Raw genomic sequence first — 22,634 nt, 5'->3', positions numbered from 1 at the left:
CGAGTCACTGCAACTGGTCGAGTCACTGCAGTTGGTCGAGCATCTCCGACAGTGCGCTCTTCATCCGCAGCGCCTTCTTGATCTCGTCGGCCGTGACGTAGGGGTACTCCCCGTACTCGAGGAAACTCGGGCATTGGTGCGCCCGCACGAACCTGATGAACGCCTCGGGGTTGGTTTTCCAGTCCTCCGGGAACCCCTGGAGGTTCTCGAAGGCCGTGCTGACCCCCGCCTTGCTGAAGAGCGCAACTGCGTCCTCGGTGTACTTGTCGAAATCGGTGTCGAAGATGCCCTGGTACATGAAGCGCGTGTCGTCGTCGAAGAGCACCCAGCGCAGATAGTGCAGCTTCAGCGGCGCGAGGAGATACGGGTCGCTCTCCAGCGCCTTGGCCAGGGCGTGGCCGTGCTCGCGTATGGCCTCGGCCCGGCCCGGCTGCACATCGGCGATGATCGTGAAGCCGTAACACGCGGGCGTCTTCGGGAAGACCGGCCCGTACTTCCCCTGTTCGAGATGGCCGGTGTCCTTGGGGATGACCATCGCCTGCGGTGTGATCTCCATGCCTGTCCCTCCCGTCACCTACCGGCCGGGCAGAATCCCTTCAGCGTTGCACCGCCGCCAACCGCCGCCGGCCGCCGGCCGACACCGGCCACGGCCCACGCCTGAGCCCGGCCGACCGTGATCAGTGCAGGATCTTGTCCTTCGCCCGCTGGAACTCGTCGTCCGAGATGTCGCCGCGTTCCTTGATCCGGGAGAGCTTCGCCAGCTCGTCGGCCTGACTGGTACGAACCGTGCCGGTCGCCGCGGTCCTGCGCACGTAGTCGTCGAAGGCCTCCTGCTGCGCCTGTGCCTTGTGCACTTCGCGGCGCCCCATACCGCGGCCCCGAACGAGCACGTAGATCAGGACGCCGATGAGCGGCAGCACGAGCACGAAGATGATCCAGCCTGCCTTGGCCCACCCGTTCAACCCGTCGTCGCGGAAGACATCGCCGATGACGCGGAAGAGCAGGAAGAACCACAGCATCCACATGAACAGCCAGAACGTGGTCCAGAAAACCCCGAGGAGCGGGTAGTCGTACGCGAGAGTCACGGAACCGCTCATGCTTTTTCCCCTTCTGTCGCCGGCCGCGGTACCGCCGTGGTCGCCCGTCGGCGCTGCGTGTGATCGTGTCTCGTGTGCGCCCCGACGCCACGACGCCCCGACGTCCCGTCGGCCTCCGATGTGCCGGTCAGACTCCGTGCAGGGCGGCGATGAGTTCGTCCTCCCGCTCCTTGGTGAGCGAGGTGTGCAGGACCGTGGGGTGGAAGGGGCGCAGTGCGTCTCGCACCCGGTCGGGAGTGGAGCGGCGTACGAGTGCGAAGACCGCGGCACGCCCGGGTTCCAGGGCACCGGCCGTCTCCTTGATGAACGCGTCGTTCAGGCCGACGTCCCGGAGCTTACCGGCGACCGCGCCGGTGGCCGCACCCGCCGCGGCGCCGAAGACAGGCATCAGGAAGAGCATGCCGAACAGCGTTCCCCACAGGGCACCCGTCGCCGCTCCCTTGGTGGTGGTGTTGTGGGTCTGCTGGACGTGCACCTTGCCGTCCTGGCTCCGCCAGGCCAGCGCGGCATCTTCCAGGTCGAGCAGTTCCTCACGGGAGAGATCGCGGCTGAGTCGCATGACGGCTTCCGCCTGCTCCTTGTCGGAGAAGCCGAGCACCACCAGTCCGGTCATGGGAACCTCCTGGGCAACGGGCCGGTCGTCGGCCCGGTGGGTTTCTTCCGCGGTGTCGACGGCGGTTCCGCCTGCGGGTACCGCTGTCGCCTGGTCCGTCGTGGTGCCTTCTGGCGCCCCTTCGCCGACTCGCGCGGCGGCTGCGAGCAGCTCAGCAGCTACGGGGGCCATCACCTCCTCGGTGAGGAACCCCTCCGCGAGCGGAACGCCACCCTGCTCGCGGACCGCACCCCGCAGCTTCCTCGCCCACCGATGTTCGAGAAGCATGAAGCCTGCTGTGGTACCCGGAGCCAACGCCTCTCCGAGCTCCCTTATGTCGTCCGCGGCGAGCCCGAAGGCACGCCCCGGCGCCAGCGAGGGGAACGTCTTCTCCGCTCCCCGCATGCTGCCCGGCCGGAGTCCGAGCAGTGCGCTGATCGTTTCACCCATCCCTTCCGCCTGATAGTCGAGAGCGACGAGATCACCACCGGTCTCCTTCTGTACGACCAACAGGTCCAGGACGAGTACCTGACCCGTGGCCGTGAGCTCTTCCAGCTCCTCGATGATCCGCCCCTCGAATGCCGCGTCCGGGCCGAAGGCGATCGCCAACAGCTGTATGGGCCCGGTCTCGGTCATGACGTACCTCCCTCTGTAGGGGGTGCCCGTATTGAGCAGCAGATTGCGTGGGACGGCATCCCCCGTAACGGGTGAACGGCCGGCGCGGGCGGGCGGCAGCGCGCGGACCACCGATCCGATCGTTGTCCGAAAGACGTGACGGCGCCTCCCGGCAGGGATCGTGCCGCCCGTTCTCCGCGTACTGTGTGCCGACAAGCACTCGGACGCACTGCTCGCCGTCCACCGTCCACGTCCTGGCGACCACGCAACCGCCAGGACGCCCGTTCACCGACGACGTGCGCATCTCGACGTGGGGGTCCCGGCATGACGACCGCTCCTCTACGGCGCTTGCTGCTGTTACGGCACGCCAAAGCGGCCCGTCCCTCAGGGACGGAAGACCATGAGCGGCCGCTGTCTGCGCGTGGCCGCCGTGACGCACGGGCCGTGGGGCGACTGATGGCGGAAGCCGATTGGCTACCGGACCTGGTGTTGTGTTCCACCGCCCGCCGGGCGAGGGAGACCTGGGAGCTGGCCGCGGGGGAACTGGCCGGACTGCCGTTGATGCGCTGTGAGTCCCGGCTCTACCATCCGCCGGTACCGGTGCTGCTGGCGGTCGTACGGGAGGCATCGGCGTACATGTCCACGGTGTTGGTGGTCGGCCACAATCCCAGCCTGCGCGACACGATCCTGGTGACGGCCGGCGATGCGGTCGACGGCAAACTCCAGCAGGTCCGGGACAAGTTCCCGACCGCCACGATCGCCCTGCTGTCCTGGCACGGAACCTGGCAGGAGCTCGACTCGCACAAGGCGCTCCTGACGGAACTGGCCGTCGCCCGGGGGCCACGCCGCTGAAACGGTGCTGTCCTGTTACGGAGGCGCGACGGGGCAGCTGCTGGACGGCCTGAACCGGCGGCACCGCGACGACCGGCAGACCCTGGGAGCCTGCACGTCCGAAGAAGGGCACGTACGGCATCCTCACCGGTCGCCGCGGCGATTGTGGTGGGTACCAGCGCGGTGAGTACGCCGTTCGTCCGCCCACCTCCCCTGCATTGCCGGCTTGCTCACGCTTCTATCGTGCGGTGCTTCCGGCAACGGCCGCAGGGGTCCCGTGGGACACGACGGCGGCCGAACGGCCCGGGACCCGTGGGACACGACGGCGGCCGAACGGCCCGGGACCTGTGCCGATCGGCAGCAGAGGGGCCACACACCGGTCACTTGACTACGTGGGTGCTCGTCGCCACCAAGGGCGTGCCGGCCTGCAACACGGCCCGGTGAACCATACGGTGCCGCACCACGCACGGTGCCCGGTAGCGGTCGTACCGGAGAGCTGAGCCGTGTCCGATCCTTCGTCCACCGGCTCGAAGCGTTCTGTGTCAATGGGAGGCAAAACACCGCCTTCGGGCTACTCTGCGGAGAGGGGAGCTAATCGGTCGCGAGGGAGCGGGGAGGCACACTCCATGCCGGACTCGGTGGGCCACCAGCGTCGCTCTGCGCTGCCGCAGTTGCGTCTGGAACAGTTGCTCGACGAGTTGCAGTTTCGCCTGGACAGCGCCCGAGCCACACACGAGCGCATGCAGAGCCTGCTGGAGGCGGTGGTCAGCGTCGGCAGCGATCTGGACGTCGAACAAGTGCTGAAGCACATCGTCGAGGCAGGCGTCGTGCTGGCGGACGCGGAATACGGTGCGCTCGGAGTGGTCGAGGACGGACAACGGCTGTCCCGTTTCCTTCCGGTGGGAATATCGGAGCAACTAGCCGCAAAAATAGGTGCGTTGCCATCGGGGCACGGCATCCTCGGGGAGCTGATCCGTCACCCCGAACCGTTGCGGCTGACCGATCTCGCCGAACACCCCAGCAGTTACGGCTTTCCGCCGAACCACCCACCGATGCGTACGTTCCTCGGCGTACCGATTCGGGTCCGTGACGAGATCTTCGGCAACCTCTACCTCACCGAGAAACGGGGCGGGGCGCAGTTCGACGCCGACGACGAGGCCGTGCTGACGATGCTCGCGGTGGCTGCCGGAGTGGCCATCGACAACGCACGGCTGTATCACGAGAGTCGGACGCGCGAACGGTGGCTGGAGGTACTCGGCGAGATCACCCGGGCCCTGCTGTCCGGAGCCGACACCAAGGAGGCGCTCGGGCTGATCGCCCGCCGCAGTGGGGAGCTGGCCGACGCGGACTGCGTGGCCGTCTTCCTGCCGGATGCGGATACGGGAGGGCTACGGGCAGTGGTGGTGCACGGGGCGGATGCCGCCCATCTTGCCGACGCCGTCGTGCCGCGCAACGGTTCACTCGTGGGGCTGGCGGCCCGTACGGGGGAGCCGGCGGTCACCGGCGACCTCGGCGCCGACTCACGGGATTGCACCGCAACCGCGGAGTCGGAGGTCACCGGTCCGGCGGTCGCCGTGCCGCTGCTGAGGGACCAGCAGGACGCGGGCTCGATCCGGTTGAGTCGTGTGCAGGGGCGCCCGGCCTTCGCCGAGCACGACGTCACGTTGCTCTCCGGCTTCGCCGAACAGGCCGCGCTCGCCCTGGAGCTGGATCGCAGGCGGCGGGAGTCGGAGCAGCTGGAGGCGTTGCGGGAGCGCGACAGGATCGCCCGTGATCTCCATGACCTCGCCGTTCAACGGTTGTTCGCCACCGGGATGACGCTGCAGAGTGCCACCCGGCTGATCGAGCGGCCGGAAGCGGCATTGCGCGTCGGGCGGGCCGTCGACGACCTCGACGAGACCATTAAGATCATCCGCTCCACCATCTTCGGCCTGCGCACCTCGGCCCAGCCACGGGACGAGGCGGGGCTGCGGCGACGCACCCTCGACGTGGTCGCCAAGGCCGGCGAGGCCCTCGGATTCACCCCCTCGCTGCGGATGGACGGGCCGGTCGACACCGACATTCCCACTGAGATCGCCGAACACGTCCTCGCCGTACTGACCGAGGCGCTGAGCAATACGGCCCGGCACGCGCGTGCTCGACGTGCGGACGTGACGCTGTCCGTGGCGGACGAGGTGGTGCTCACCGTCACGGACGACGGGGTCGGACTGGAATGCGTGGCGAGAGACGGGAGCGGGTTGACCAACATGCGGAGCCGCGCGGAACTGCTGGGCGGTGGCATGACCTTGGAGACACCGGCCGAAGGCGGCACGCGCATCGTATGGCAGGTCCCTCTGGACACCCCGCAGCGCCCTTGAGGACACGCTAACAGCGCTGGCCGTCGAGCACTGAACGACCGGCACGGGTCGTCCAGCACTGAACGACCAGCACTGAACGACCGGCACTGACGTCAAGGGTGGTGCGGCGGGTCCTCCCGCTCGCGCACGCGCTCCGCGATCACCGCGGCCTGGATGCGCCGCTCCACCTTGAGCTTCGACAGAATGGTGGAGATCCGGTTCTTCACGCTCTTCTCGGCGAGGTAGAGACGATCGGCGATCTGGCGGTTGGTCAGCCCCTCGCCCACCAGGTCCAGAATCTCCCGTTCCCGCGGGGTCAAACGAGCGAGCTCAGGCGGTCCGACGGGCGCCGCCGGGCCTCGGACACGCGTCAGAACACGGGCTGTCACCTCGGGGGAGAGCATGGATTTGCCCGCGGCCACTGTCCGCACGGCGACCACCAGATCGGACCCCTTGATCTGCTTGAGGACATAACCGTCGGCGCCGGCCATGATGGCGTCGAAGAGCGCCTCGTCGTCGTCGAAGGAGGTCAGCATCAGACAGGCGAGCCCAGGAAGCCGGGCGCGTAACTCCCGGCAGACCATGATGCCTTCGGCATCTCCGTGTTCCTCGGCAGAGCCCAGCCGGACGTCGAGTACGGCCACATCGGGTCGGAGCGCGGGGACACGCGCGAGCGCCTGACGGGCGTCCGCCGCGTCTCCCACCACCGTCATGTCCGGCTCGGTGTCGAGGAGATCGCGCAGTCCGCGGCGGACGACCTCGTGGTCGTCCAACAGGAAGATCTTGATGGGCTCGCCGTCACCGGGCCCCGGCGTGACGTTCATGATTCCCTCTCCCGCAAAGTGCCTGTAGCTGCCGCGGTGTGTCGTGCTCCTTTCGGCGCCGGCAGGGATCAGCCGCTCCGGAGAGTCGTGAGACGGCGGTGGTACTCCTCTTCGTCGATCTCGCCACGAGCGAAGCGCCCCGCCAGTATCTGCTCGGGCCCCTGATGCGCCTGCGGCGCGGGCGGCGGAGCGGGTGTCTCGTGGCGGCCGCGTGCCAGATACCGGATGAGGAACGCCACTCCCACGACCAGGAGCGCCCAGAAGAGGACTTGGATGACCAACGCGGCATAGCCCCAGCCGTTCATGCCGTATCCGTATCCGTACATCACGTCACTCACCTCCGGAGAAATCGCCAACAGCGTGCGTCCACCACCGCCTCGGCGGCCATGGGCCATCCGTCCCTCCCGCGACGCCGGTCGGCCCGTCGTGTGGCACCGAGGAGTTCTGCTTCTTCGGGCCCCGCGTAGCGGGCCACGGGCGGCGAGAGGGTGGTTGGCGAGGGCGGAGAAGTGCCGGGACGAGGCGTGCCGACGGAAGCCGTTTGATCCGGTAGGTACCCCGCAACGGTTGCCTTCGGACCCGTCCGGCCTCCGGCCCTCCGACCTTCCCGCCTTCCCGCCTTCCTGCCCTCCGGATCAGTCGTGCGAGTCGATGCGTCCGGCACCCACCCCTTCGACGTCCGTGGTCGCGCAGTCGATCAGCTGTTGCCCCAAGGCCACCAGCGCGCGGCCTGCCGCGAGTTCGTCACCGATCTCGGGCACTGCCACGTCGTGGGGGTTCCGATGGGCACGGGCCCGTTCTTCGAGCACGTTGTCACCGGTGTCGAGCACCACCCACGCCGTGGTCTTGGGGCCCGTCTCGTACAGGTACAGGCGGAGCTTCCACTCCTTCACGGCCAGCCGTATGTCGTCATCGCCGATTCCGGACACGGCGGATCCTCCTTCGTGCGGTGGTGTGACCGGCAGTCACGGCGGCCGGAGAGTGCCTGTCGGCCCCCTCCGGCCCGTGGAGTGCCGCGTCACTTCTGCTTCTGTCCCCATCGCGGTCCGATCTGGGCCCATTCGCGGCCCCACTGCCGGGCGCGCCGACGGTCAAGGCCCAGACGCGTGCCCCAGGCGGCGGACAACACTGCGACGCTCCAGCCGAGGGCGGCCGCGATGCCCGTCATCCCCACGGTGACGGCACCGTCCACGGAACCGAGTGGCTGTTTGGTGAGCCGCCCCCGATCGTCGAGCCAGATCGCGACCGCCGTCCCGGCCTTGCGGCCCGGTTCGGATGGTGCTGTTCCCGTACGGACGGAGCCCTGCGTGTCCCGCCAGCGCACGGCGACGCTCACCTTGTCGTTGTCCGCGCCGCTGTACCCGGTGGCCGGTGCCTGCTCGGGCGCGTCCTCCACCAGTACGGCAGTGGCGGAGTGCCGGTCCCGCCGCTGCTCCTGCACGGTGTCCTGGGCGGCCCGGCTCGCCATGACGGCGACTGTCGGTGTGCCGAGCAGCACGAGCAGCACGGCAAGCAGCACGACGAGCGATTCCAGCACGTCGGAGGGCCGTCTGAGCGGACTGCTCCGCCAGCGCCACATCCACTTCTTCGTGCCCATCGGCCGGCCTTCTCTCGTCCCCCGGGCGGCGCCGCCGGACGGTGCCGAATGCCGTACTCATCGGACGCCGGGCGCCCCGTTTCCGCCGGGCACCTGCCGGGCTTCGCCCCTCCCTCCGCCAACACTGCGGCGGTGGTGAGCGAACGCTCTGGTGGGGGGCCGAGCAACCCTCCCACCAGACACCGTTCGGTGCGGCGTACGTCCGCCGCATCACCTTGCCGTGGCGATCGCCTCGACGAAGTGGCCCATCTGGGCCTCACTGACATGGCGGGCGAGGTCGGCCTCGCTGATGACGCCGACGGGTCGGTCTTCCTCCACCACGGGCAGCCTGCGGATCTGGTGGTCCTCCATGGTCTGCAGTACGTGCCGCACGTCGGCATCGGGCGGGACGGCGATCGGAGTGCCCTGTGCGAGCTCGCCGGCGGTCATGCTCTGCGGGTCATGGCCCTCCGCCAGGCACTTCACCACGATGTCCCGGTCCGTGATGATGCCGCGCATCCGCTGGTCCGCGTCACAGACCAGCATCGAACCGATGCCGTGCCGCACCATCCGCTTCGCCACGTTCACCAGTGTCTCCTGCTCACCGACGCACTCGGCACCCTGGTGCATGATGTCCCGTGCCGTGGTCATGGCAGCCTCCTCCTGCTCTGCCGTCAGGCGGACCGGACGTGTCCGCCCGTAGTGCCGTGAGCCGAGAGTTGCACCACCGGCGGAGGACGAACAGTGCCGAACGGCCCTATCGGCACCCACAAAGACCCCCCACCTGTCGGGGCCCGGACAACCGCACGTACGCCGTCGAGCGGAGGGCATACGGGCATGCGAGCCGAGCGGGCCGCGCGGGCCGTCGTCCGCCGAGGACGGCTTGGGTCGGCAGGACCAGCGCTTCCGCGACGGGGCGGTGGAAGTCGGTCCAGATCGTCGCGGGCTGTCCGTCACGGCGGAATTGTCGGCACAGTTGCACGGTCAGCCGGGCCCGCGGTGAGCAGGTCTCGATGGGCCGATGGGCCGGCGGGGCAGTACGCCGGTGCTTCGTCGGCGCTTCGCCGGTCAGGCCGCTCTCCATACGGACTGCTCCGCCAGCTGCCGCAGGTGGTGGCGCGTGCCGTCAGGGAGGGGCAGATCGGCGAGGGCGGCCAGGGTCTGCTCGTACCGTTCGGTGATCATGCGCTCGACCGCCAGGTCGGCGCCGGTTGCCTGCAGAATCGCGCGCACGGCCTCGGCGTTGACCTCGTCGAGGTCCGGATTGCCGTAGTGGGTGCGTAGCAGGCGCGTCTGCTGCTCGTCCGCGGCCTGAAGCGCCAGGGCGATGAGGACGGTGTGCTTGCCCTCCCGCATGTCATCGAGGGCCGGCTTGCCCGTCTGGTCGGGCCGGCCCCAGACGCCGAGGAGATCGTCGCGCAGTTGGAACGCCTCGCCGAGGGGAAGGGCGAAAGCGCTGAGCCCCGTGAGGAGTCCGGAAGGCGCACCGGCGACGGCGGCACCGACGTGCAACGGGCGCTCACAGGTGTACTTGGCGGTCTTGTGGCGGATGACCGCCAACGGCACGTCGGTCGCACCGCTCGGCCGGCCGGTGGCCAGGAGGTCGAGGTACTGCCCGTACATGACCTCGGTGCGCATGGCGTCGATCACCGGCAGGACCGCGGCCAGTCGGGTGGGGCACAGGCCGGCGGTGTGCAGCAGTTCGTCGGACCAGGCCAGCGCCAGGTCCCCGACCAGGATGGCGGCGCTGGTTCCGAGGTGCTCGCCACCGTCGTGACGGGGAGAGGAACGGTGGCGGTCGGCCAGGGCGCGGTGGACGGTCGGCCGGCCTCGGCGGGTGGCCGAGCGGTCCATGAGGTCGTCGTGGATGAGGGCGAAAGCGTGGAACATCTCCAAGGACGCGGCCGTGCGGATCAGCGGGCCGATGCCGCCGACACCGTGGGCGGCGTGCCACCCCAGAGCGCACAACAGCGGTCGGAGCCGTTTGCCGCCGGCGAAGACGAACTCACGCAGTACCTGGGTGATCTCGCCGGGAAGCCGGCCGTCGACTGCGGACCGGGCCTTGGCGTGCAGGAAGTCGGCCAGTACGGTATCGACCGCCTCCCGAGTACCCAGCAGGCCCGGGCCGAGCGGCGACAGCGCGGTCGACACCGGCCTCACCATCCGGTCACCTGAGGAACCGCCGGCGTCACAGAACCACGTCCTCTCGCTCTACCCCGTAGGGCGTCTGCCCACCGCCCTACCGGCGCGCAACGAGGTGCATGACGCACGGGGAAGCAACGAGGAGTCCTACGCATCACCTCACGGCCAAGGGCGCGCTCCGGAGCGCATCTCGATACGCGAAGGGGCGCGCGAGGGCGTGCAGTGCGGGACGTTGTGGGCGAGCTGCAGGGCGACAACCGGTCCGCTCGGGGTTTTCGCCTCGCGGTGAAGCCGGATCAAGCGACGTCGGTGTTGCGCATACGTACCCCGCCACGGCGGCCACCGGCATGCCGACGCGTCGCCGCAGCGCCGACGCTGTGCACCAGGCGCAGATGCAGTTGCCCGCCTCGCGCGTGACGCACCCTCGGCGACCCGTCGCGCAGCCAGTCCTCGATGCGATCCATCGTGTACAGCAGTACCGCCATGACCGGAAGCAGTGAAAAAGCGATGGCGATCACTTCGGGGCCTCCCCTCAGCCGACCCGACACCGAGTTCCCCCAGCGGTCCGGTTCATCGGCTGCCGAGTGTGAAGGTCCGGTGACCATCGCACGTGCGTACGCGCCGGGTCTCGGCGTTCCGGGCGAGAAGTCCAGGACGCCGAATCCCGGCTCCTTCTTACCCTTGGGACGCCGGCCCGTTCGGCATCCGTCCGCGAGGCGCGTTGCAGTACGGCGCGCCACTCCTGCTCGCAGTGCGCCTCTTGCCCGGTCGCGTCGTGCCCGGTCGTGTTCTGTCCAGTCGTGTCCTGGATGCGTGTGCGGTCCCCACTCCGTGGGGATGCCGGGGAGATGCGAGCCGGTGCGTATCGCGAACGCCGCCGCCCCCTCCGGCACTGCCGCTGCACGGCGCACCACGGTGCCCGGCTCGCGCCGCCACGCGCCCGGACTCGCACCATCACGAGACGACCGGGCCATGCGGTCGAGGGCGGGGCCCGCACCGACATCGGTTGGCCCCGGCCTCCGTGCCCTGGACACGCTCACGGGGTGCGGCTGCGCTCAGGGCTGCGGGAACAGCGGTGGTGGCGAAACGCACTCGTAAATGCGCTGGTGGTCGTGGAAGCCGGCGAGCCGGTAGCGGCCCGACACGCCGTGCGGGAGATCGTGCTGGGCCCCGTTGACGGGCAGCTCCTGGCGGGGGAGGCGGTGCATGCGGTGGAGGCGGCGGTACGTGTCGTAGTCGATGGGGTGCCGCCGCTGGACGGCTTCGAGGTGCTCCTCCGTGCGCAACAGGTGCCGGTAGCCGGTGCGGACGGTTCCGGAGAAGAATTCGGCGACGCTTCCCGAGCCGTAGCTGAAGAACCCCACCGACCGCCCGTCCAGTTGCTGGTCGCTGTCCAGCAGAGCGGCGAGCGCGAGATACAGCGATGCGGTGTAGCTGTTGCCGACCAGCTCGTTGTACGAGGTGGTCGGCGCGAGGGCGCGGGCGATCTCTGCGGCCGTGGCCGGGGCTTCGGCCTCCTGCAGGAGCTGAGCGTGGGCTTTGTGTGCCATGCGGGTGAACGGTTGGTGGTAGCAGACGGTGTGCAGTTGCGCCACGTCGAGCCCACCACGGTGCCGGTAGTCGCGCCAGGCGCCCCGCAGGGCCTGGAGGTAGGCGGCGAGGGACTTCTTGCCGTCGACGAGGGCGGTGGCGCGGTAGTTCGGGCGCCAGAAGTCCATGACGTCATGCGTGTACAAACCGGATGTGGGGTGGATGGTGACCAGGGCAGGGTCGGCAGCGATGAGCATGGCGGCCGCGGCGGCCCCTTGGGTGGCCTCGCCGGGACTGTCCAGGTCGTAGCGGGCGACGTCGCTGGCCAGGACGAGGACGTGTTGGCCGGGGTCGCGGCGTACCAGGGCCGTGGCGAGCTGGAGGGCCGCGGTGGCGCCGTAACAGGCCTGCTTGAGTTCCACAACGCGCATGTGCGGGCCGAACCCCAGGAGTTGGTGGACGTAGACACCGGCGGCCTTGGACTGATCGATGCCTGTCTCGGTGGCGAACAGGAGAGTGCGGAGCCGGTCGGCGCCGTGACGTTCCATGAGAGCCGCAGCGGCCTCAGCCGCCATGGTGACGATGTCTTCGTCGGTTGCCGGGATACTCATCGCCTGCTGGCCGATCCCCTGGTGGTACTTGGTCACGCAGGCGCCGGTGTGCCGGGCGAGTTCGGTGTGGGGCAGCACGAGACCGGCGGTACGGAAGGTCAGGTCGTGGATCCCGACCGGGCCGTCAGTGGGCATGGCGGGCTCCGCCGGCGCGCTCGATGCCGGTGTGGGCCCTCATCAGTTCACCGGGGTTGGTCTGAGCTGCCAGCAGCGACAGCTCGCCGCACAACACCGTGGCGGCGGCCAGTACCGCCAGGCGCCGGGCGTTGTCTCCCGTGGGGCGTTCTTCGCGGCACCCCAGACGCTCGAGTGCTCGGGTGGCGGTGCCGAGGTTCTTGCCGCTGCCCGTCGTCCCGAGGATGAGGTTGGGCAGGGTGCAGGAGAAGTACAGGTCGCCGTCACGGTCCTGGACGTAGGTGACACCTTGCGAGCCTTCGACGATGTTGGCGGCATCCTGTCCCGTGGCCAGGTAGAAGGCGAGCAGCATGTTGGCGTAGTGCGCGTTGGCGGATCGGACACCGCCGGCCAGCAACGTTCCCACCAGGTTCTTGTCGATGTTGAGCCGTTCGATCCGGGCCGCGGTGGTGTGCAGGCGGTCGCCGACGACCTGCCGCGGGACGAGGATCTCGGCGCTGACGTTCTTCCCGCGACCCAGGATGCCGTTGATCGCGCTGGGCTTCTTGTCGGTGCAGTAGTTCGCGGAGACCGAGCCGTAACGGATGCCGGGGACCGTGTCGAGCAGGTGGGCCAGGAGCCTGTCGGCGGCCAGGGTGACCATGTTGTGTCCGGAGGCGTCGCCGGTGGAGAACTCGAAGCGCAGGAACAGCAAGGGCCCGCAGACCTCGTGCCGTACGGCGAGGAGTTGCGCGTACCGGCTGGTGGTGCGGGTGACCTCACGCAGTTCGTCGATGCGCCCGTCGACGGCCAGCGCCGCCGTCCGGGCGGTGGCGGCGTCGGAGGCCTCCACCAGCACGGAGCGAGTCATGCGTTCGTCGAGCAGGGTGGCCCGGATGCCGCTCTCGACGAGGCGGGAGATGCGTGCGCCGCGCCCCACCGAGGGCCACAGCGGCGACTCGTAGGTGGCCAGCGGCACCTCTACCTCGCCGGTGGCGGTGTTCCCGGAAACCCGCAGGGGGCCGACCCAGCGCAGCGGTACGTGCGTCACGTCGTGTTCGGGGCCACTGCGCGGGGTGGCGCTGCTGTGGGGCGGGGGAGGGGCAGTCATCACGCATTCCTCACGGTGGGGGCGGTGAACGCCCGGCGTAGGCCGTCGGACGGCCGCGGACCGATCGGCTGGGACATCGGTGCGGAGGCGGGACGGGCGTCGGCGGCGGGCCGCAGGGCGAGTGGGGTGATACCGGCTTGTGCCCAGAGGCGCTGGAGCGCCTCACGGTCGGTGCCGGCAGGGAGGAGGGCGATACCGCAGTCGCCACCGCCGGCCCCTGAGGGCTTGGCGGGCGCGCCACACTTCCGGGCCGCCTCGCACAGTGCGGTCAGAGCGGGGGTGAAGATGCGCAGGCCGACTTCCCTGTCGAGGCCGGCCAGCACCGTCCCACTGTCGCGGAACGCACTCAGTACGTGCGCGTCGTCGTGCTGCTCCAACGCATGCGCCATGGCGTCGACCCCGATGGCGCTACGGTGCTGGAAACACCGGCGGGAGTGGGACTGCCACCAGCAGCAGTCACGCAGTTGGCGGACCCTGCCGGTCGTGGAGGCGGGCGCGCGGGACCAGCCGGCCACCAAGGTCAGCGTGGACGGTGGCGGCAGGACGCGTACGGACAGCCCGGACCACGGCGCGTGCAGGGTGGCAAGGACGCCGTGCTCGCGCCGGTACCGCAGGAGCGCGGTGCGGTCGGGCGGGCTGTAGTGCACCCACCCGTCCGGCCAGGTACTCGCCGCCAGATCCGCGCCCGAGGGGCCGTGATCGACGGAGATGGACGCGAGCAGCGCGATACGGAAGTGGGCCTCGGCGGTCATCGGCATGCCGACGAAGGCCAGCAGGGCGCGGGTGGCGGCGACGGTGACGGCGCCACTGGACCCCAGCCCGAGCTTGCGCCCGTCGCGGTGCAGGGCGCTGCACGCCTCGAGACGTACCCGCGCCGGAGGCCGCGCGAGCTCGGTGTGCAGCGCGTCGACGGTCTCCACGACGCGCACCAGATGGGCCAGCGGGCCGGCCAGGTGCGCGTTGTCACACTGCTGCACGGCACACAGGCCGTCTCGGGTGCGACGCAGTGGCACGGGGCGATCGCAGAGGTCAGTGACCAGCTCGACGTCGCTTCCGGTGTGCTGCGGTCGGGTGGCGGTGACGGTGACACAGCGGTCGACGGCAGTGACGATCGCGGGCTGCCCGGGAGTGAGCACGGCGTACTCGCCGGCGATCATCAGCTTGCCCGGGGCTTCGACCGTGACGGAGTCGGTCATCGCACCTCCCCACGGTGCAGCGTGGCGCCCGGCCCGGAGCGGGCGACGAGGACGGGCCGATGGCTCAAGCGGCGCAACTGGTCGGCCAACCGCGCCGCGTCGCCGGGCAGACAGAGCACCTTCACGTTGGGGCCGGCGTCCATCGTGGCCCACATCCGCTCACCGGCTGCGCGCAACCGGCGTACCTGCCGCAGCACGTGGTGGGAGGCGGACGTGCGGTAGACGACGGGTGGGACGGCTGCCTCCATGGCGGCGTGCATACCCATCGCGTTGCGCTCGGCTATCTCCCCCACGGCCTGCACGTCGCCGGCCCGTAGCGCGTCACGCATCAGGGCGGTGTCGGTACGAGTGGCCGCCAGCCATCGGTGAAAGGCGGGCGAGGTGGTCATGGTGCGCCGCATCGCCTCCCGGCTGGAGACGGGTTTGGGCGCGGTGTCCAGCAGGACCGCGAGCAGTGCGAGGTCGAGGCGGGTGTCGGTGACCGGTTCGGCGTAAGAGGCGAAGTCGGGGTCGGGCGCGTGGTCACTGCCGGCATGCCAGTGGACGAAGCCGCCGAAGACGGAGCGGGCGGCGGACCCGGACCCGCGGCGGGCCAGCCGCGACAAGGCCCGGTGATCCAGGCTCAGTTGAAAGGCCTTCGAGGCGGCGAGCGCGAGTGCGGCGAACCCGGCAGCGGAGGAGGCGAGACCGGCCCCGACCGGTGCGGTGTTACGGCTGTCGACCAGCACTCGGTCCCGGCTGTCGGCCTGCGTGCGGACGAGGTCCAGGAAGCGCGTCACACGTTGCGAGGACTCGCCTCGCAGGAAGCGGCCGTCCATGATCACAACGTCGCTGGTCGCGTCCGGCCGCAACTGCACTGTGGTCGTGGTCGGGTACACGTCCAGAGTCATGGACACACTGTCCGCACACGGGAGCATGAGGTGCTCATCGCGCTTCCCCCAGTACTTGACCAGCGCGATGTTGGGGTGCGCGACAGCCGTCGCCGGCAACAGTGAAGTCATCGCCGCCTCCCCTCGTCCAAGGCGACGACCCAGGTGTGCTCCGCACCTCGGGCGGCCAGACGACTGCTGAGGGTACGGGCTCCCGCAGCGCTGTCGGTCAGGGCGACGATGCATCCGCCCAGCCCGCCGCCGCTCATCTTGGCGCCCAGAGCGCCCTGGTGGAGAGCCACCTCGACCAGGTGCCGGACCCGGGCAGTGGTCAGCCCGAGGGAGGCGAGCAGCTGATGGCACTCGGTGAGGAACCGTCCTGCGGCGGCCGACTCGCCCCGCGCCAGAGCATCGAGAGCCTGCTGCGTCAGGGCGGTCGAGCGGCGCAGGAACGCCTGCCTGCGCATCGGGTCCCGGGAGAAGGCGGTACGCAACATCTCGACGGCATGCCGGGTGCTGCCGCTTTCCCCACTGTCGGCGACCACCAACCATGCCGGGCCCCCGACCGACACGCCGCTCACCCGACCGTGGACCAACAACACACACGACGCACTGCCGGTCGCCCACGCATCGATGCCACTCGCCCGACCGTGTGCGGCCGTCTCGGCCACCTGCACCAGATCGAACACCTCGGCCGGACTCAGACGAAGATCCAGCAGGTCGGCGAGCGCGTGGGTGGCCGCGCGAGCGCATGCCGCGCTGGCGCCCAACCCGCGTCCTGTGGGGATGTTGCTCTCCACCTGGATGTCCACGGCGCGCACCGGGTGCGACTCGGCCCGCTGCAGCACAGCATCCACCAACGCCCGCAGCGCCTCGGCAGCGCCTTCGACGGACGGCGAGGGGTGACCTGCGGTGGTGTCCTGGTGTGGGAAGTGGAATCGCACGCCGTAGGCCTGCAGGCCGCGCCCAGGACGGCGGCTAGGCGTCGCCACTGCCCGCACCTGGAGGTCGGGTACCGGAACGGCGACGGCAGGCGCACCGTAGACGGCGGCATGCTCCCCCAGCAGGATCACCTTGCCGTGTGCGTGGCCCGTGCCCGCCCGGGACGTGCCGGGGGCTGCTGCCCGTCGGACGGCGCGCGGACCGGGGGTGCATTCCGGCGTGTACGGATCCATGTCCGGGTCGCCCTCGACCGGGTAAGGGGGCGGGGTGCCGTCGCCCGCCAACCGTGGGCAGCTCCGGCACGGATGTACGGCCGCCTGGGGGCGGACCGCGCGCAAGATGTCGAGCGTGATCTCGGCACAGGTGTGGGTGGCGAAGAGACCTGCCGGGTCCGTGGTGATGCTCATGGTGTCCTCCCCTCATCGGGCGGCGGGTCGCGGCAGGGTCCTTGCGAGTCAGGATGCGGAGGCGAGCTCGGCACACCGTTCGACGGTGATGCCGCGCGCATTGAGCACGTCCTCGTCGATGGGCGTTCCCGTCCGGTTCTCGACCTTCTGGGCGAGCTCGGTGATTTGCAGGGAGTCGAGTTCGAGGTCCTCGATCAGCAGGTCGCCTGCATGCACCTGATCCGCAGGACGCTCGACGAGGGCCGCCACGATGTCCTTCACCTGGGTCAAAACGTTCGGATCCATGGGCACGAGCACTCCAAAATGGTGGCGTGGAACAGGCAGCCGGTCAGGGGGAGAGCACGACCTGGGCCGCGTAGGTCAGGCCTGCCCCGAAGCCGAACAGCAGGACCGGGTCACCGGTGCTGACGGCGCCGCGCCGGCGCAACGCATGCAGCGCCAGCGGTACGGAGGCGGCACAGGTGTTGCCGGCGTCCACCAGATCGGTGGCGACCGCCAGATGCGGGGCGTCGATGGTGCGGACGAGGGCGTCGATGATGCGGAGATTGGCCTGGTGAGGGACGAAAGCCCGCAACGCCGTCGAAGCCAGGCCGGCTCGGTCGCACGCCGTCTCGATCACCCCTCGGAGCGCGCTGGTGGTCCAACGGAACACCTTGCGGCCGGCCATTTCCATCTGCCCGGACACGGGAGAGATGGCGATGAGGTCTGCCTGGCTCCCGTCGCTGCCCCACGCGACCGGGAAGATCGACGGCGTTTCGGCGGGCTGTACCAGCGCTGCGGCCGCACCGTCGGCGAAGATCGGCCCGGTGTTGCGATCGTGTGCCGCCACCCGGTCACTCATCCGCTCCGAGGCGACCACCAGCACGCTTCGCACCGTGCCGGCCCGTACCAGCGCGTCCGCCACGGCCAAGGCATGACTGAACCCGGAACAGGCAGCGTTGAGATCGAATCCGGCAGCCGGGCCGCAGCCCAGACGGTCGACCACCTGAGCGGCTCCGTTGGGCATCGGTGACGGCATCGAACAGGTCGCCAACACCACCGCATCCACATCACCGGGATCCGCGCCGGCTTCGGTCAGGGCTTCCTTCCCCGCCTCCACCGCCATGGCCACCACGGTCTCGGTCGGTGCGGCATGCCGGCGTTCCCGCACACCGCTCCGCTGCACGATCCACTCGACGCTCACCCCCGCCGCTTCGGCGGCCTGCTCATTGGCGATGACACGAGAGGGCCGATAGGCGCCCAGGCCGGCAATTCGCGCCCCGAGCCGCGCACCACCGAGGACAGCCACAGAAGCCTGCGGGCTGGTTTCCGCAGTCACAGCACCCTCCGCTCATTCGTACCGACTCGTCCCCGGCAGCACAGGCCACACCACCTTCGGCTGGGTAGGTTGTGTCTTCCCGCCCCCGAAAGCGGAACACGAGCGCATTGACCGCGAAAAAGGTCACCGCTGCTTCAACAGCACACATACGACACGGAGCGCACCACCCGCGCATGCCACGGACGTCAAGCACTCGGCTGGGCATGACCCGACGCAGCCACCCGCAACACATCACACCCACGAACCCCCCCACCTCGCAGGAGAATTGCCTCCCATCTCATGTGATCACCGCGCGCCGGCGCACCACGGGTCTCCGACACGAGGTCCGTGCGCCGGTCGGATCGCGTCGGAGAAGCGGAATCAAGCCGAGCGCGGACAGCCGCGCGCCCCATCGCGGACGGGTGAGCGCCCCGGTTCGGAAGCCGGTCCGACGGTCCCGCAGGGTCGCGCTGCCCGGGGCCGCTCACCCGGTCGAGTCACCCGCCGTGGACCTTCTCGTAAAGGTCGCTGGAGTAGTAATCGGACGGGGCGGGGTTCTTGTCGAGCTGCTTGTTGCGGACGAAGAACTCGCCGAGCTTTTTCAGCCAGCGGTCGATCTCGCCGCTCTTGGATTTCGCCACCAGGTCGTCGGTGGAGAGCGTTTCGACGTGTGAGGCGTCGGACTTCGCCTGCGCCTCGCTGACGTGCAGCATTTTGGCCGTGAGGGCGAGGGTCTCCGCCGGGTGCTGCTTGCGCCAGTCGTTGGCCTGCTGCAGTACCTTGATCACCTTCTGGTTCTTCGACTCCGGCACGTTGTTCCCGGCGACGAAGGCGGTCGGGAAGATGTCCCCGGTGTCCTTGGTGCTGGCCACCTCCTCCGTCTTCGGGACCTTTTCCTTGATGGTGTCGATGGCGGGGTAGAAGATTCCGGCACCGTCGATCTTCCCGGAGGTGAAGGACGACACGACGGTGGACGGATCCATGGCGATCTTCTGTATGTCCTTCGTGGTCATCCCGGCCTTCGCCAGCGCGATGTTCAGGATCATGTCGCCGGAGGTGCCCTCGGGCACCCCGACCCGCCTGCCCTTCAGCTCCTTCATCGTCTTGATCCCTGGCTGGGCGATGACGCGGTCGGCGTAGGTGAACGTATCGATCGCGATGACCTTCGCCTTGCCGGAGGCGGGCAGCCACATCGCGCCCGGACCGATGTAGCCGTAGTCGAGGTCGCCGGAGCCGAGCGCCTGGATCTGCACCGGCCCGTTGTTGAACACTTTGGTGTGCGCGGTGAGGCCCTGCTTCTTCCACAGCCCCTGCTGCTCGGCGATGGCCAGCAGGCTCGCGCCGTTGTAGTCGCCTATGTAACCGAAGTCGACGGTGCGGTCGTCGTCGGAAGCGCCGCTGGAACACGCGTTCATGGCGACCGTGAGGACCGTGACGGAGAAGAGCGTCGAGAGGGTGCGGCGCAGAGTGCTTCCGGGCATGGCGAAGGTCCTATCGGAGGGGGAGAGGGGAGAAGGCGGTGCGCCGGGCGACCGCGGGCGGTGGTGCGCTACGCGGCCGGTGCCGCCGGCTGCTGGTGGTACACGGACGTCCACACCTCGTTGCGGATCTGCCGGAACTCCGCGGAGAGTCGGATGTCCTCGGTACGGGGATACGGCAGGTCCACGTCGATGATGCGGTGGACGCGGCCGGGCCTGGCGGCCATGACCACTACCCGGCTGGCCAGGTACACCGCTTCGTCGACGTCATGGGTGATGAACAGTACGGTGCGCTTCTCGCGGCTCCAGGTCGCCAGCAGCTGGTCCTGCAACTGGACGCGGGTGAGGGCGTCGAGGGCCCCGAACGGTTCGTCCATGAGCAGGACTTGTGGGTCCACCGCGTACGCACGGGCGATGGCGCAGCGCTGCTTCATGCCGCCCGACAGCGTCTTCGGCAGTGCGTCCGCGAACTCGTCGAGTCCGACCAGGGCGATGGCCCGGTCGGCCCGGCGGTGTCGCTCCTCGGCGGGTACCGAGGCGAGCTTGAGGCCGAACTCCACGTTCTGACGTACCGTCAGCCACGGGAACAGCGCGTACTGCTGGAAGATCACGCCCCGGTCGGGGCCGGGGCCGGTCACCGGTCTGCCGTCCACCAGCACCCGGCCGGCGGTGGGCGCTTCCAGTCCCGCCGCCATGCTCATCAGGGTGCTCTTGCCGCAGCCGGAGGGCCCGACGACGGTGACGAACTCCTGGTCGGCGATGTCCAGGGACACCCCGTCGAGGGCCGTGAAGTCGGTCCCCTTCATCGGGAAGGTCTTCGCCACGCCCTGAAAGCTGATCTTGTTGTTCATCCCGGTCCCGTTGGTCATCGTCGCTCCTGCCAGCCGGTGAGTCGCCGTTCGGCGAGCAGCAGCAGCCGGTCCATGAGCAGCCCGAGCACGCCGATGGTGATCAGGGACACGAAGATCGTGTCCATCTCGAACCAGGTGGACGCCTTCTGCATGCGGTAGCCCAGCCCCTCCTGGGCGCCGATCAGCTCGGCCGCGACCACCGTGGCCCAGGAGGCGCCGAGCCCGATGCGCATGCCGACGAGGATGAACGGTGTGGCGGCCGGCACGACCACCTTGGCGAAGATGATCCGGTCCGAGGCGCCCAGGACGCGGGCGGCGTTGATGAGGGTGCGGTCCACGTCGATGACGCCCTGGAAGGAGGCGACGACGCAGGCCATGAAGGAGGCGAGGCCGATCACCGCGATTTTCGGGACCTCGCCGATGCCCAGCAGTACCACCGTCAGGGGGATGAGCGCGAGCGGCGGGATGGTGCGGAAGAACTGGACGTAGGGCTCGATCAGGGCGCGGACCGTCACGTACCAGCCCATCAGGAAGCCGACGGGCACGGCCAGGACCACGCCGAGCGCATAACCGAGGAAGACCCGGCGCAGGCTGGCGAGCGTGTCGGTCGCCAGGGTGCCGTCAGTGAGCATGCCGCCGGCCTTGCGCGCCACGGCGAGTGGCGTCGGCAGGTTCTCGACCAGGCCGAGCGCTGCCACGACCGCCCAGAGGAGGAGGCCGGTCACCAGGGCGAGGACGTTGAGGACGAGCGGCCGTCGGCGGGAGCGGCGCGCGGTACGCCGTGGGGCCTGTGCCACGGCGGTCTTCTCGGGCGGGACGATCACGGCCATGGATGCCTCACTGGATTCACGCATGCTCCTCGGTGGCGGGCTGCGGATAGCGGGAGAGCAGGGGGGATTCGTGGAGTACGAGGGCGATGCCGCCCAGCGCGCTGCCGGCTTCGCCGAGGGTGGCGCGCCGCACTCGCACGCGGTCGCGGGCCAGCGGCATCACATGGGTGTGCAGGGCCCGCTCGACGGGCTCGATCAACGCGGCGCCGGCTTCCGCGAGTTCACCGCCGATGACGATGACGCCCGGGCCGACCGCGTTGCACACCGCGGCCAGTACCGTGCCGACGGCGGTGCCCACCCGCGCCAGTACCGCGTGGGCGGTGTCGTCACCGGACGCGGCGGCGGCCAGGAACGCGGTGACGTCCTCGGCCCGGCCGCCGGCCGCGCGATAACGCCGCAGTACGGCGTCGATCGAGGCGACCGTCTCCAGACAGCCGGTGCCACCGCACTGGCACGGTACGCCGTCGGGGTCGACGGTGACGTGCCCGAACTCGCCCGACATGCCGTACATCCCGCGGTGCAGCGAGCCGCCGACGACCAGCCCGCCGCCCACGCCGTGGGACAGCCGTACGTACAGGACGTCACCGCTGTCGGCGGCCGCGCCCCACACGGCCTCGGCCAGGGCGGCGAGCCGGGTGTTGTTGTCGAGCAGCACCGGGACGCCGAACCGCTCGTGCAGCAGGCCGGGCAGCCCGTCGAGGCTGCGCTCGCGGGCGTCCGTACCGCCGGCGTCGATCAGGGGGCCGACCACACCGACCCCGATCGCGCTGAGCGCACCGAGCCGGAGTGTGCCGCGCCGCGGAGCGCGGCCGGCGGACGCACCGCGCGGGGCGGAACCGTGTGCGGCGGCGCCGCGCGGGGGCGCGCCGCCGAGTGAGCCGAGGAGGCGTTCGGCGATGTCGGCGCGCTGGTTCCAGGTGAGGCCGGGTGCGTGCGCCTCACTGGCGGAGCCGATCATCTCGTGGGCCACGTTGATCGCGGACACATGGACGGCGCGGCGGGCGAAGTCGATGCCGACGGCCTCTCCGGCGTGCGGGTTGAGGCTGAGCTTCTCGACCGGCCGACCGCGCCTGCGCACCTCCGCCTGCGGGGTGGCGGCCACCACCGCGCCGCCCTCCACGAGGCCGGCGACGATGTCGTACAGGGTGGTGCGGGACAGGCCGCTGTGCGCGCCGAGCTCGGCCCGGCTGAGCGGACCGTGCTTGCGGAGGAGGTCCAGCACGGACTGCTCGTGGCTCTTGCGCAGCCGTGTCAGGGGACCGTCGTGTGCCTGCATGCCGCACAGCATGGAGAGCCGGACGGTTTTTCGTCAATGAGCCGGAACAAAAAGGTTCTCGGGCCGCGACGGCGAGCCCGGCCCGCCGTCACCCCGTCGTTGCTGGCCT

23 protein-coding genes are annotated in these 22,634 nt (G+C 69.8%); 2 read left to right on the top strand and 21 right to left on the bottom strand.

All coding sequences use genetic code 11. The features are described from left to right. Window positions 1-22 precede the first annotated feature (22 nt). The 3 genes from IF20_RS01455 to IF20_RS39725 form a co-directional block, all read right to left on the bottom strand. A complete protein-coding gene (locus IF20_RS01455) occupies window positions 23-556 on the bottom strand; it encodes a hypothetical protein (protein ID WP_052863035.1) in 534 nt (177 codons plus the stop codon). A 121-nt stretch (window positions 557-677) separates the two neighbouring features. Continuing rightward, a complete protein-coding gene (locus tag IF20_RS01450) occupies window positions 678-1,097 on the bottom strand; it encodes an SHOCT domain-containing protein (RefSeq protein WP_052863034.1) in 420 nt (139 codons plus the stop codon). Window positions 1,098-1,224: 127 nt separating this feature from the next. Next, on the bottom strand, window positions 1,225-2,325 hold the full coding sequence (locus IF20_RS39725) for a DUF1269 domain-containing protein (protein ID WP_234426448.1): 1,101 nt from the start codon (window positions 2,323-2,325) through the stop codon (window positions 1,225-1,227). 303 nt (window positions 2,326-2,628) lie between these two features. Here IF20_RS39725 and IF20_RS01435 point away from each other — a divergent pair, with 303 nt between their 5' ends. Further along, a complete protein-coding gene (locus IF20_RS01435) occupies window positions 2,629-3,156 on the top strand; it encodes a SixA phosphatase family protein (RefSeq protein WP_052863033.1) in 528 nt (175 codons plus the stop codon). 605 nt (window positions 3,157-3,761) lie between these two features. Then, window positions 3,762-5,492 (top strand): sensor histidine kinase, encoded by a 1,731-nt coding sequence (locus IF20_RS01430; RefSeq protein WP_052863032.1) that lies wholly within the window; start codon window positions 3,762-3,764, stop codon window positions 5,490-5,492. A gap of 92 nt (window positions 5,493-5,584) precedes the next feature. Here the strand turns inward: IF20_RS01430 and IF20_RS01425 are convergent, their stop codons facing one another. The 18 genes from IF20_RS01425 to IF20_RS01340 form a co-directional block, all read right to left on the bottom strand. Continuing rightward, a complete protein-coding gene (locus IF20_RS01425; RefSeq protein ID WP_052863031.1) occupies window positions 5,585-6,295 on the bottom strand; it encodes a response regulator in 711 nt (236 codons plus the stop codon). 68 nt (window positions 6,296-6,363) lie between these two features. Continuing rightward, window positions 6,364-6,621 (bottom strand): SHOCT domain-containing protein, encoded by a 258-nt coding sequence (locus IF20_RS01420; protein WP_052863463.1) that lies wholly within the window; start codon window positions 6,619-6,621, stop codon window positions 6,364-6,366. Window positions 6,622-6,930: 309 nt separating this feature from the next. Then, window positions 6,931-7,224, bottom strand: a complete 294-nt coding sequence (locus tag IF20_RS01415; RefSeq protein WP_234426447.1) for a dsRBD fold-containing protein — start codon at window positions 7,222-7,224, stop codon at window positions 6,931-6,933. Between the two features lie 89 nt (window positions 7,225-7,313). Continuing rightward, window positions 7,314-7,892 carry an Rv1733c family protein gene (locus IF20_RS01410; RefSeq protein WP_052863030.1) on the bottom strand — a complete coding sequence of 193 codons (579 nt, stop codon included), beginning with the start codon at window positions 7,890-7,892 and terminating at the stop codon, window positions 7,314-7,316. A 210-nt stretch (window positions 7,893-8,102) separates the two neighbouring features. Further along, the gene (locus IF20_RS01405) at window positions 8,103-8,522 is read right to left on the bottom strand and encodes a CBS domain-containing protein (protein WP_052863029.1); all 420 of its coding nucleotides are present in this window, start codon (window positions 8,520-8,522) and stop codon (window positions 8,103-8,105) included. A 417-nt stretch (window positions 8,523-8,939) separates the two neighbouring features. Then, complete coding sequence (locus IF20_RS01400; RefSeq protein WP_234426446.1) at window positions 8,940-10,022, bottom strand: polyprenyl synthetase family protein; 1,083 nt, start codon at window positions 10,020-10,022, stop codon at window positions 8,940-8,942. Between the two features lie 287 nt (window positions 10,023-10,309). After that, window positions 10,310-10,531 carry a hypothetical protein gene (locus tag IF20_RS01395; protein WP_052863027.1) on the bottom strand — a complete coding sequence of 74 codons (222 nt, stop codon included), beginning with the start codon at window positions 10,529-10,531 and terminating at the stop codon, window positions 10,310-10,312. Window positions 10,532-11,068: 537 nt separating this feature from the next. Beyond that, on the bottom strand, window positions 11,069-12,289 hold the full coding sequence (locus IF20_RS01390; RefSeq protein WP_052863026.1) for a hydroxymethylglutaryl-CoA synthase: 1,221 nt from the start codon (window positions 12,287-12,289) through the stop codon (window positions 11,069-11,071). Continuing rightward, a complete protein-coding gene (locus IF20_RS01385; protein ID WP_110943688.1) occupies window positions 12,279-13,379 on the bottom strand; it encodes a hydroxymethylglutaryl-CoA reductase in 1,101 nt (366 codons plus the stop codon). Before IF20_RS01385 ends, IF20_RS01390 begins: the two co-directional genes overlap by 11 nt. Further along, window positions 13,379-14,575: a phosphomevalonate kinase gene (locus IF20_RS01380; protein WP_052863025.1), complete on the bottom strand. Its 1,197-nt coding sequence runs from the start codon at window positions 14,573-14,575 to the stop codon at window positions 13,379-13,381. Before IF20_RS01380 ends, IF20_RS01385 begins: the two co-directional genes overlap by 1 nt. Further along, window positions 14,572-15,576 (bottom strand): diphosphomevalonate decarboxylase, encoded by a 1,005-nt coding sequence (gene mvaD / locus IF20_RS01375; protein ID WP_052863024.1) that lies wholly within the window; start codon window positions 15,574-15,576, stop codon window positions 14,572-14,574. The genes IF20_RS01380 and mvaD overlap by 4 nt, the downstream gene beginning before the upstream one ends. Then, entirely contained in the window at window positions 15,573-16,793 is a 1,221-nt protein-coding gene (gene mvk, locus IF20_RS01370; protein WP_052863023.1) for a mevalonate kinase, read from the bottom strand. Before mvk ends, mvaD begins: the two co-directional genes overlap by 4 nt. A 48-nt stretch (window positions 16,794-16,841) precedes the next feature. Then, window positions 16,842-17,090 carry an acyl carrier protein gene (locus tag IF20_RS01365; protein ID WP_199896439.1) on the bottom strand — a complete coding sequence of 83 codons (249 nt, stop codon included), beginning with the start codon at window positions 17,088-17,090 and terminating at the stop codon, window positions 16,842-16,844. A gap of 31 nt (window positions 17,091-17,121) precedes the next feature. Continuing rightward, window positions 17,122-18,111 (bottom strand): beta-ketoacyl-ACP synthase 3, encoded by a 990-nt coding sequence (locus IF20_RS01360; RefSeq protein WP_234426445.1) that lies wholly within the window; start codon window positions 18,109-18,111, stop codon window positions 17,122-17,124. A gap of 476 nt (window positions 18,112-18,587) precedes the next feature. Next, window positions 18,588-19,571 (bottom strand): aliphatic sulfonate ABC transporter substrate-binding protein, encoded by a 984-nt coding sequence (locus IF20_RS01355; protein WP_052863020.1) that lies wholly within the window; start codon window positions 19,569-19,571, stop codon window positions 18,588-18,590. A gap of 68 nt (window positions 19,572-19,639) precedes the next feature. Next, window positions 19,640-20,419: an ABC transporter ATP-binding protein gene (locus IF20_RS01350; RefSeq protein WP_052863460.1), complete on the bottom strand. Its 780-nt coding sequence runs from the start codon at window positions 20,417-20,419 to the stop codon at window positions 19,640-19,642. A gap of 14 nt (window positions 20,420-20,433) precedes the next feature. Continuing rightward, on the bottom strand, window positions 20,434-21,249 hold the full coding sequence (locus tag IF20_RS01345) for an ABC transporter permease (protein WP_052863019.1): 816 nt from the start codon (window positions 21,247-21,249) through the stop codon (window positions 20,434-20,436). Window positions 21,250-21,265: 16 nt separating this feature from the next. After that, a complete protein-coding gene (locus IF20_RS01340) occupies window positions 21,266-22,537 on the bottom strand; it encodes an ROK family transcriptional regulator (RefSeq protein ID WP_052863018.1) in 1,272 nt (423 codons plus the stop codon). Window positions 22,538-22,634 lie beyond the last annotated feature (97 nt).

Origin of the sequence: Streptomyces niger (assembly GCF_000718305.1) — a bacterium.
In the GTDB taxonomy this organism is placed as follows: Bacteria; Actinomycetota; Actinomycetes; order Streptomycetales; family Streptomycetaceae; genus Streptomyces; species Streptomyces niger.
Note: the sequence above shows the minus strand (reverse complement) of the source record. Positions and strands in the feature narration are given on the sequence as shown.

What these genes read in the sequence shown, in the direction of transcription:
- IF20_RS01455 (WP_052863035.1), bottom strand. Translation starts at nt 556, where the DNA reads ATGGAGATCACACCGCAGGCGATGGTCATCCCCAAGGACACCGGCCAT.
- IF20_RS01450 (WP_052863034.1), bottom strand. Translation starts at nt 1,097, where the DNA reads ATGAGCGGTTCCGTGACTCTCGCGTACGACTACCCGCTCCTCGGGGTT.
- IF20_RS39725 (WP_234426448.1), bottom strand. Translation starts at nt 2,325, where the DNA reads ATGACCGAGACCGGGCCCATACAGCTGTTGGCGATCGCCTTCGGCCCG.
- IF20_RS01435 (WP_052863033.1), top strand. Translation starts at nt 2,629, where the DNA reads ATGACGACCGCTCCTCTACGGCGCTTGCTGCTGTTACGGCACGCCAAA.
- IF20_RS01430 (WP_052863032.1), top strand. Translation starts at nt 3,762, where the DNA reads ATGCCGGACTCGGTGGGCCACCAGCGTCGCTCTGCGCTGCCGCAGTTG.
- IF20_RS01425 (WP_052863031.1), bottom strand. Translation starts at nt 6,295, where the DNA reads ATGAACGTCACGCCGGGGCCCGGTGACGGCGAGCCCATCAAGATCTTC.
- IF20_RS01420 (WP_052863463.1), bottom strand. Translation starts at nt 6,621, where the DNA reads ATGTACGGATACGGATACGGCATGAACGGCTGGGGCTATGCCGCGTTG.
- IF20_RS01410 (WP_052863030.1), bottom strand. Translation starts at nt 7,892, where the DNA reads ATGGGCACGAAGAAGTGGATGTGGCGCTGGCGGAGCAGTCCGCTCAGA.
- IF20_RS01405 (WP_052863029.1), bottom strand. Translation starts at nt 8,522, where the DNA reads ATGACCACGGCACGGGACATCATGCACCAGGGTGCCGAGTGCGTCGGT.
- IF20_RS01390 (WP_052863026.1), bottom strand. Translation starts at nt 12,289, where the DNA reads ATGCCCACTGACGGCCCGGTCGGGATCCACGACCTGACCTTCCGTACC.
- IF20_RS01385 (WP_110943688.1), bottom strand. Translation starts at nt 13,379, where the DNA reads ATGACTGCCCCTCCCCCGCCCCACAGCAGCGCCACCCCGCGCAGTGGC.
- IF20_RS01380 (WP_052863025.1), bottom strand. Translation starts at nt 14,575, where the DNA reads ATGACCGACTCCGTCACGGTCGAAGCCCCGGGCAAGCTGATGATCGCC.
- mvaD (WP_052863024.1), bottom strand. Translation starts at nt 15,576, where the DNA reads ATGACTTCACTGTTGCCGGCGACGGCTGTCGCGCACCCCAACATCGCG.
- mvk (WP_052863023.1), bottom strand. Translation starts at nt 16,793, where the DNA reads ATGAGCATCACCACGGACCCGGCAGGTCTCTTCGCCACCCACACCTGT.
- IF20_RS01355 (WP_052863020.1), bottom strand. Translation starts at nt 19,571, where the DNA reads ATGCCCGGAAGCACTCTGCGCCGCACCCTCTCGACGCTCTTCTCCGTC.
- IF20_RS01350 (WP_052863460.1), bottom strand. Translation starts at nt 20,419, where the DNA reads ATGAACAACAAGATCAGCTTTCAGGGCGTGGCGAAGACCTTCCCGATG.
- IF20_RS01345 (WP_052863019.1), bottom strand. Translation starts at nt 21,249, where the DNA reads ATGGCCGTGATCGTCCCGCCCGAGAAGACCGCCGTGGCACAGGCCCCA.
- IF20_RS01340 (WP_052863018.1), bottom strand. Translation starts at nt 22,537, where the DNA reads ATGCTGTGCGGCATGCAGGCACACGACGGTCCCCTGACACGGCTGCGC.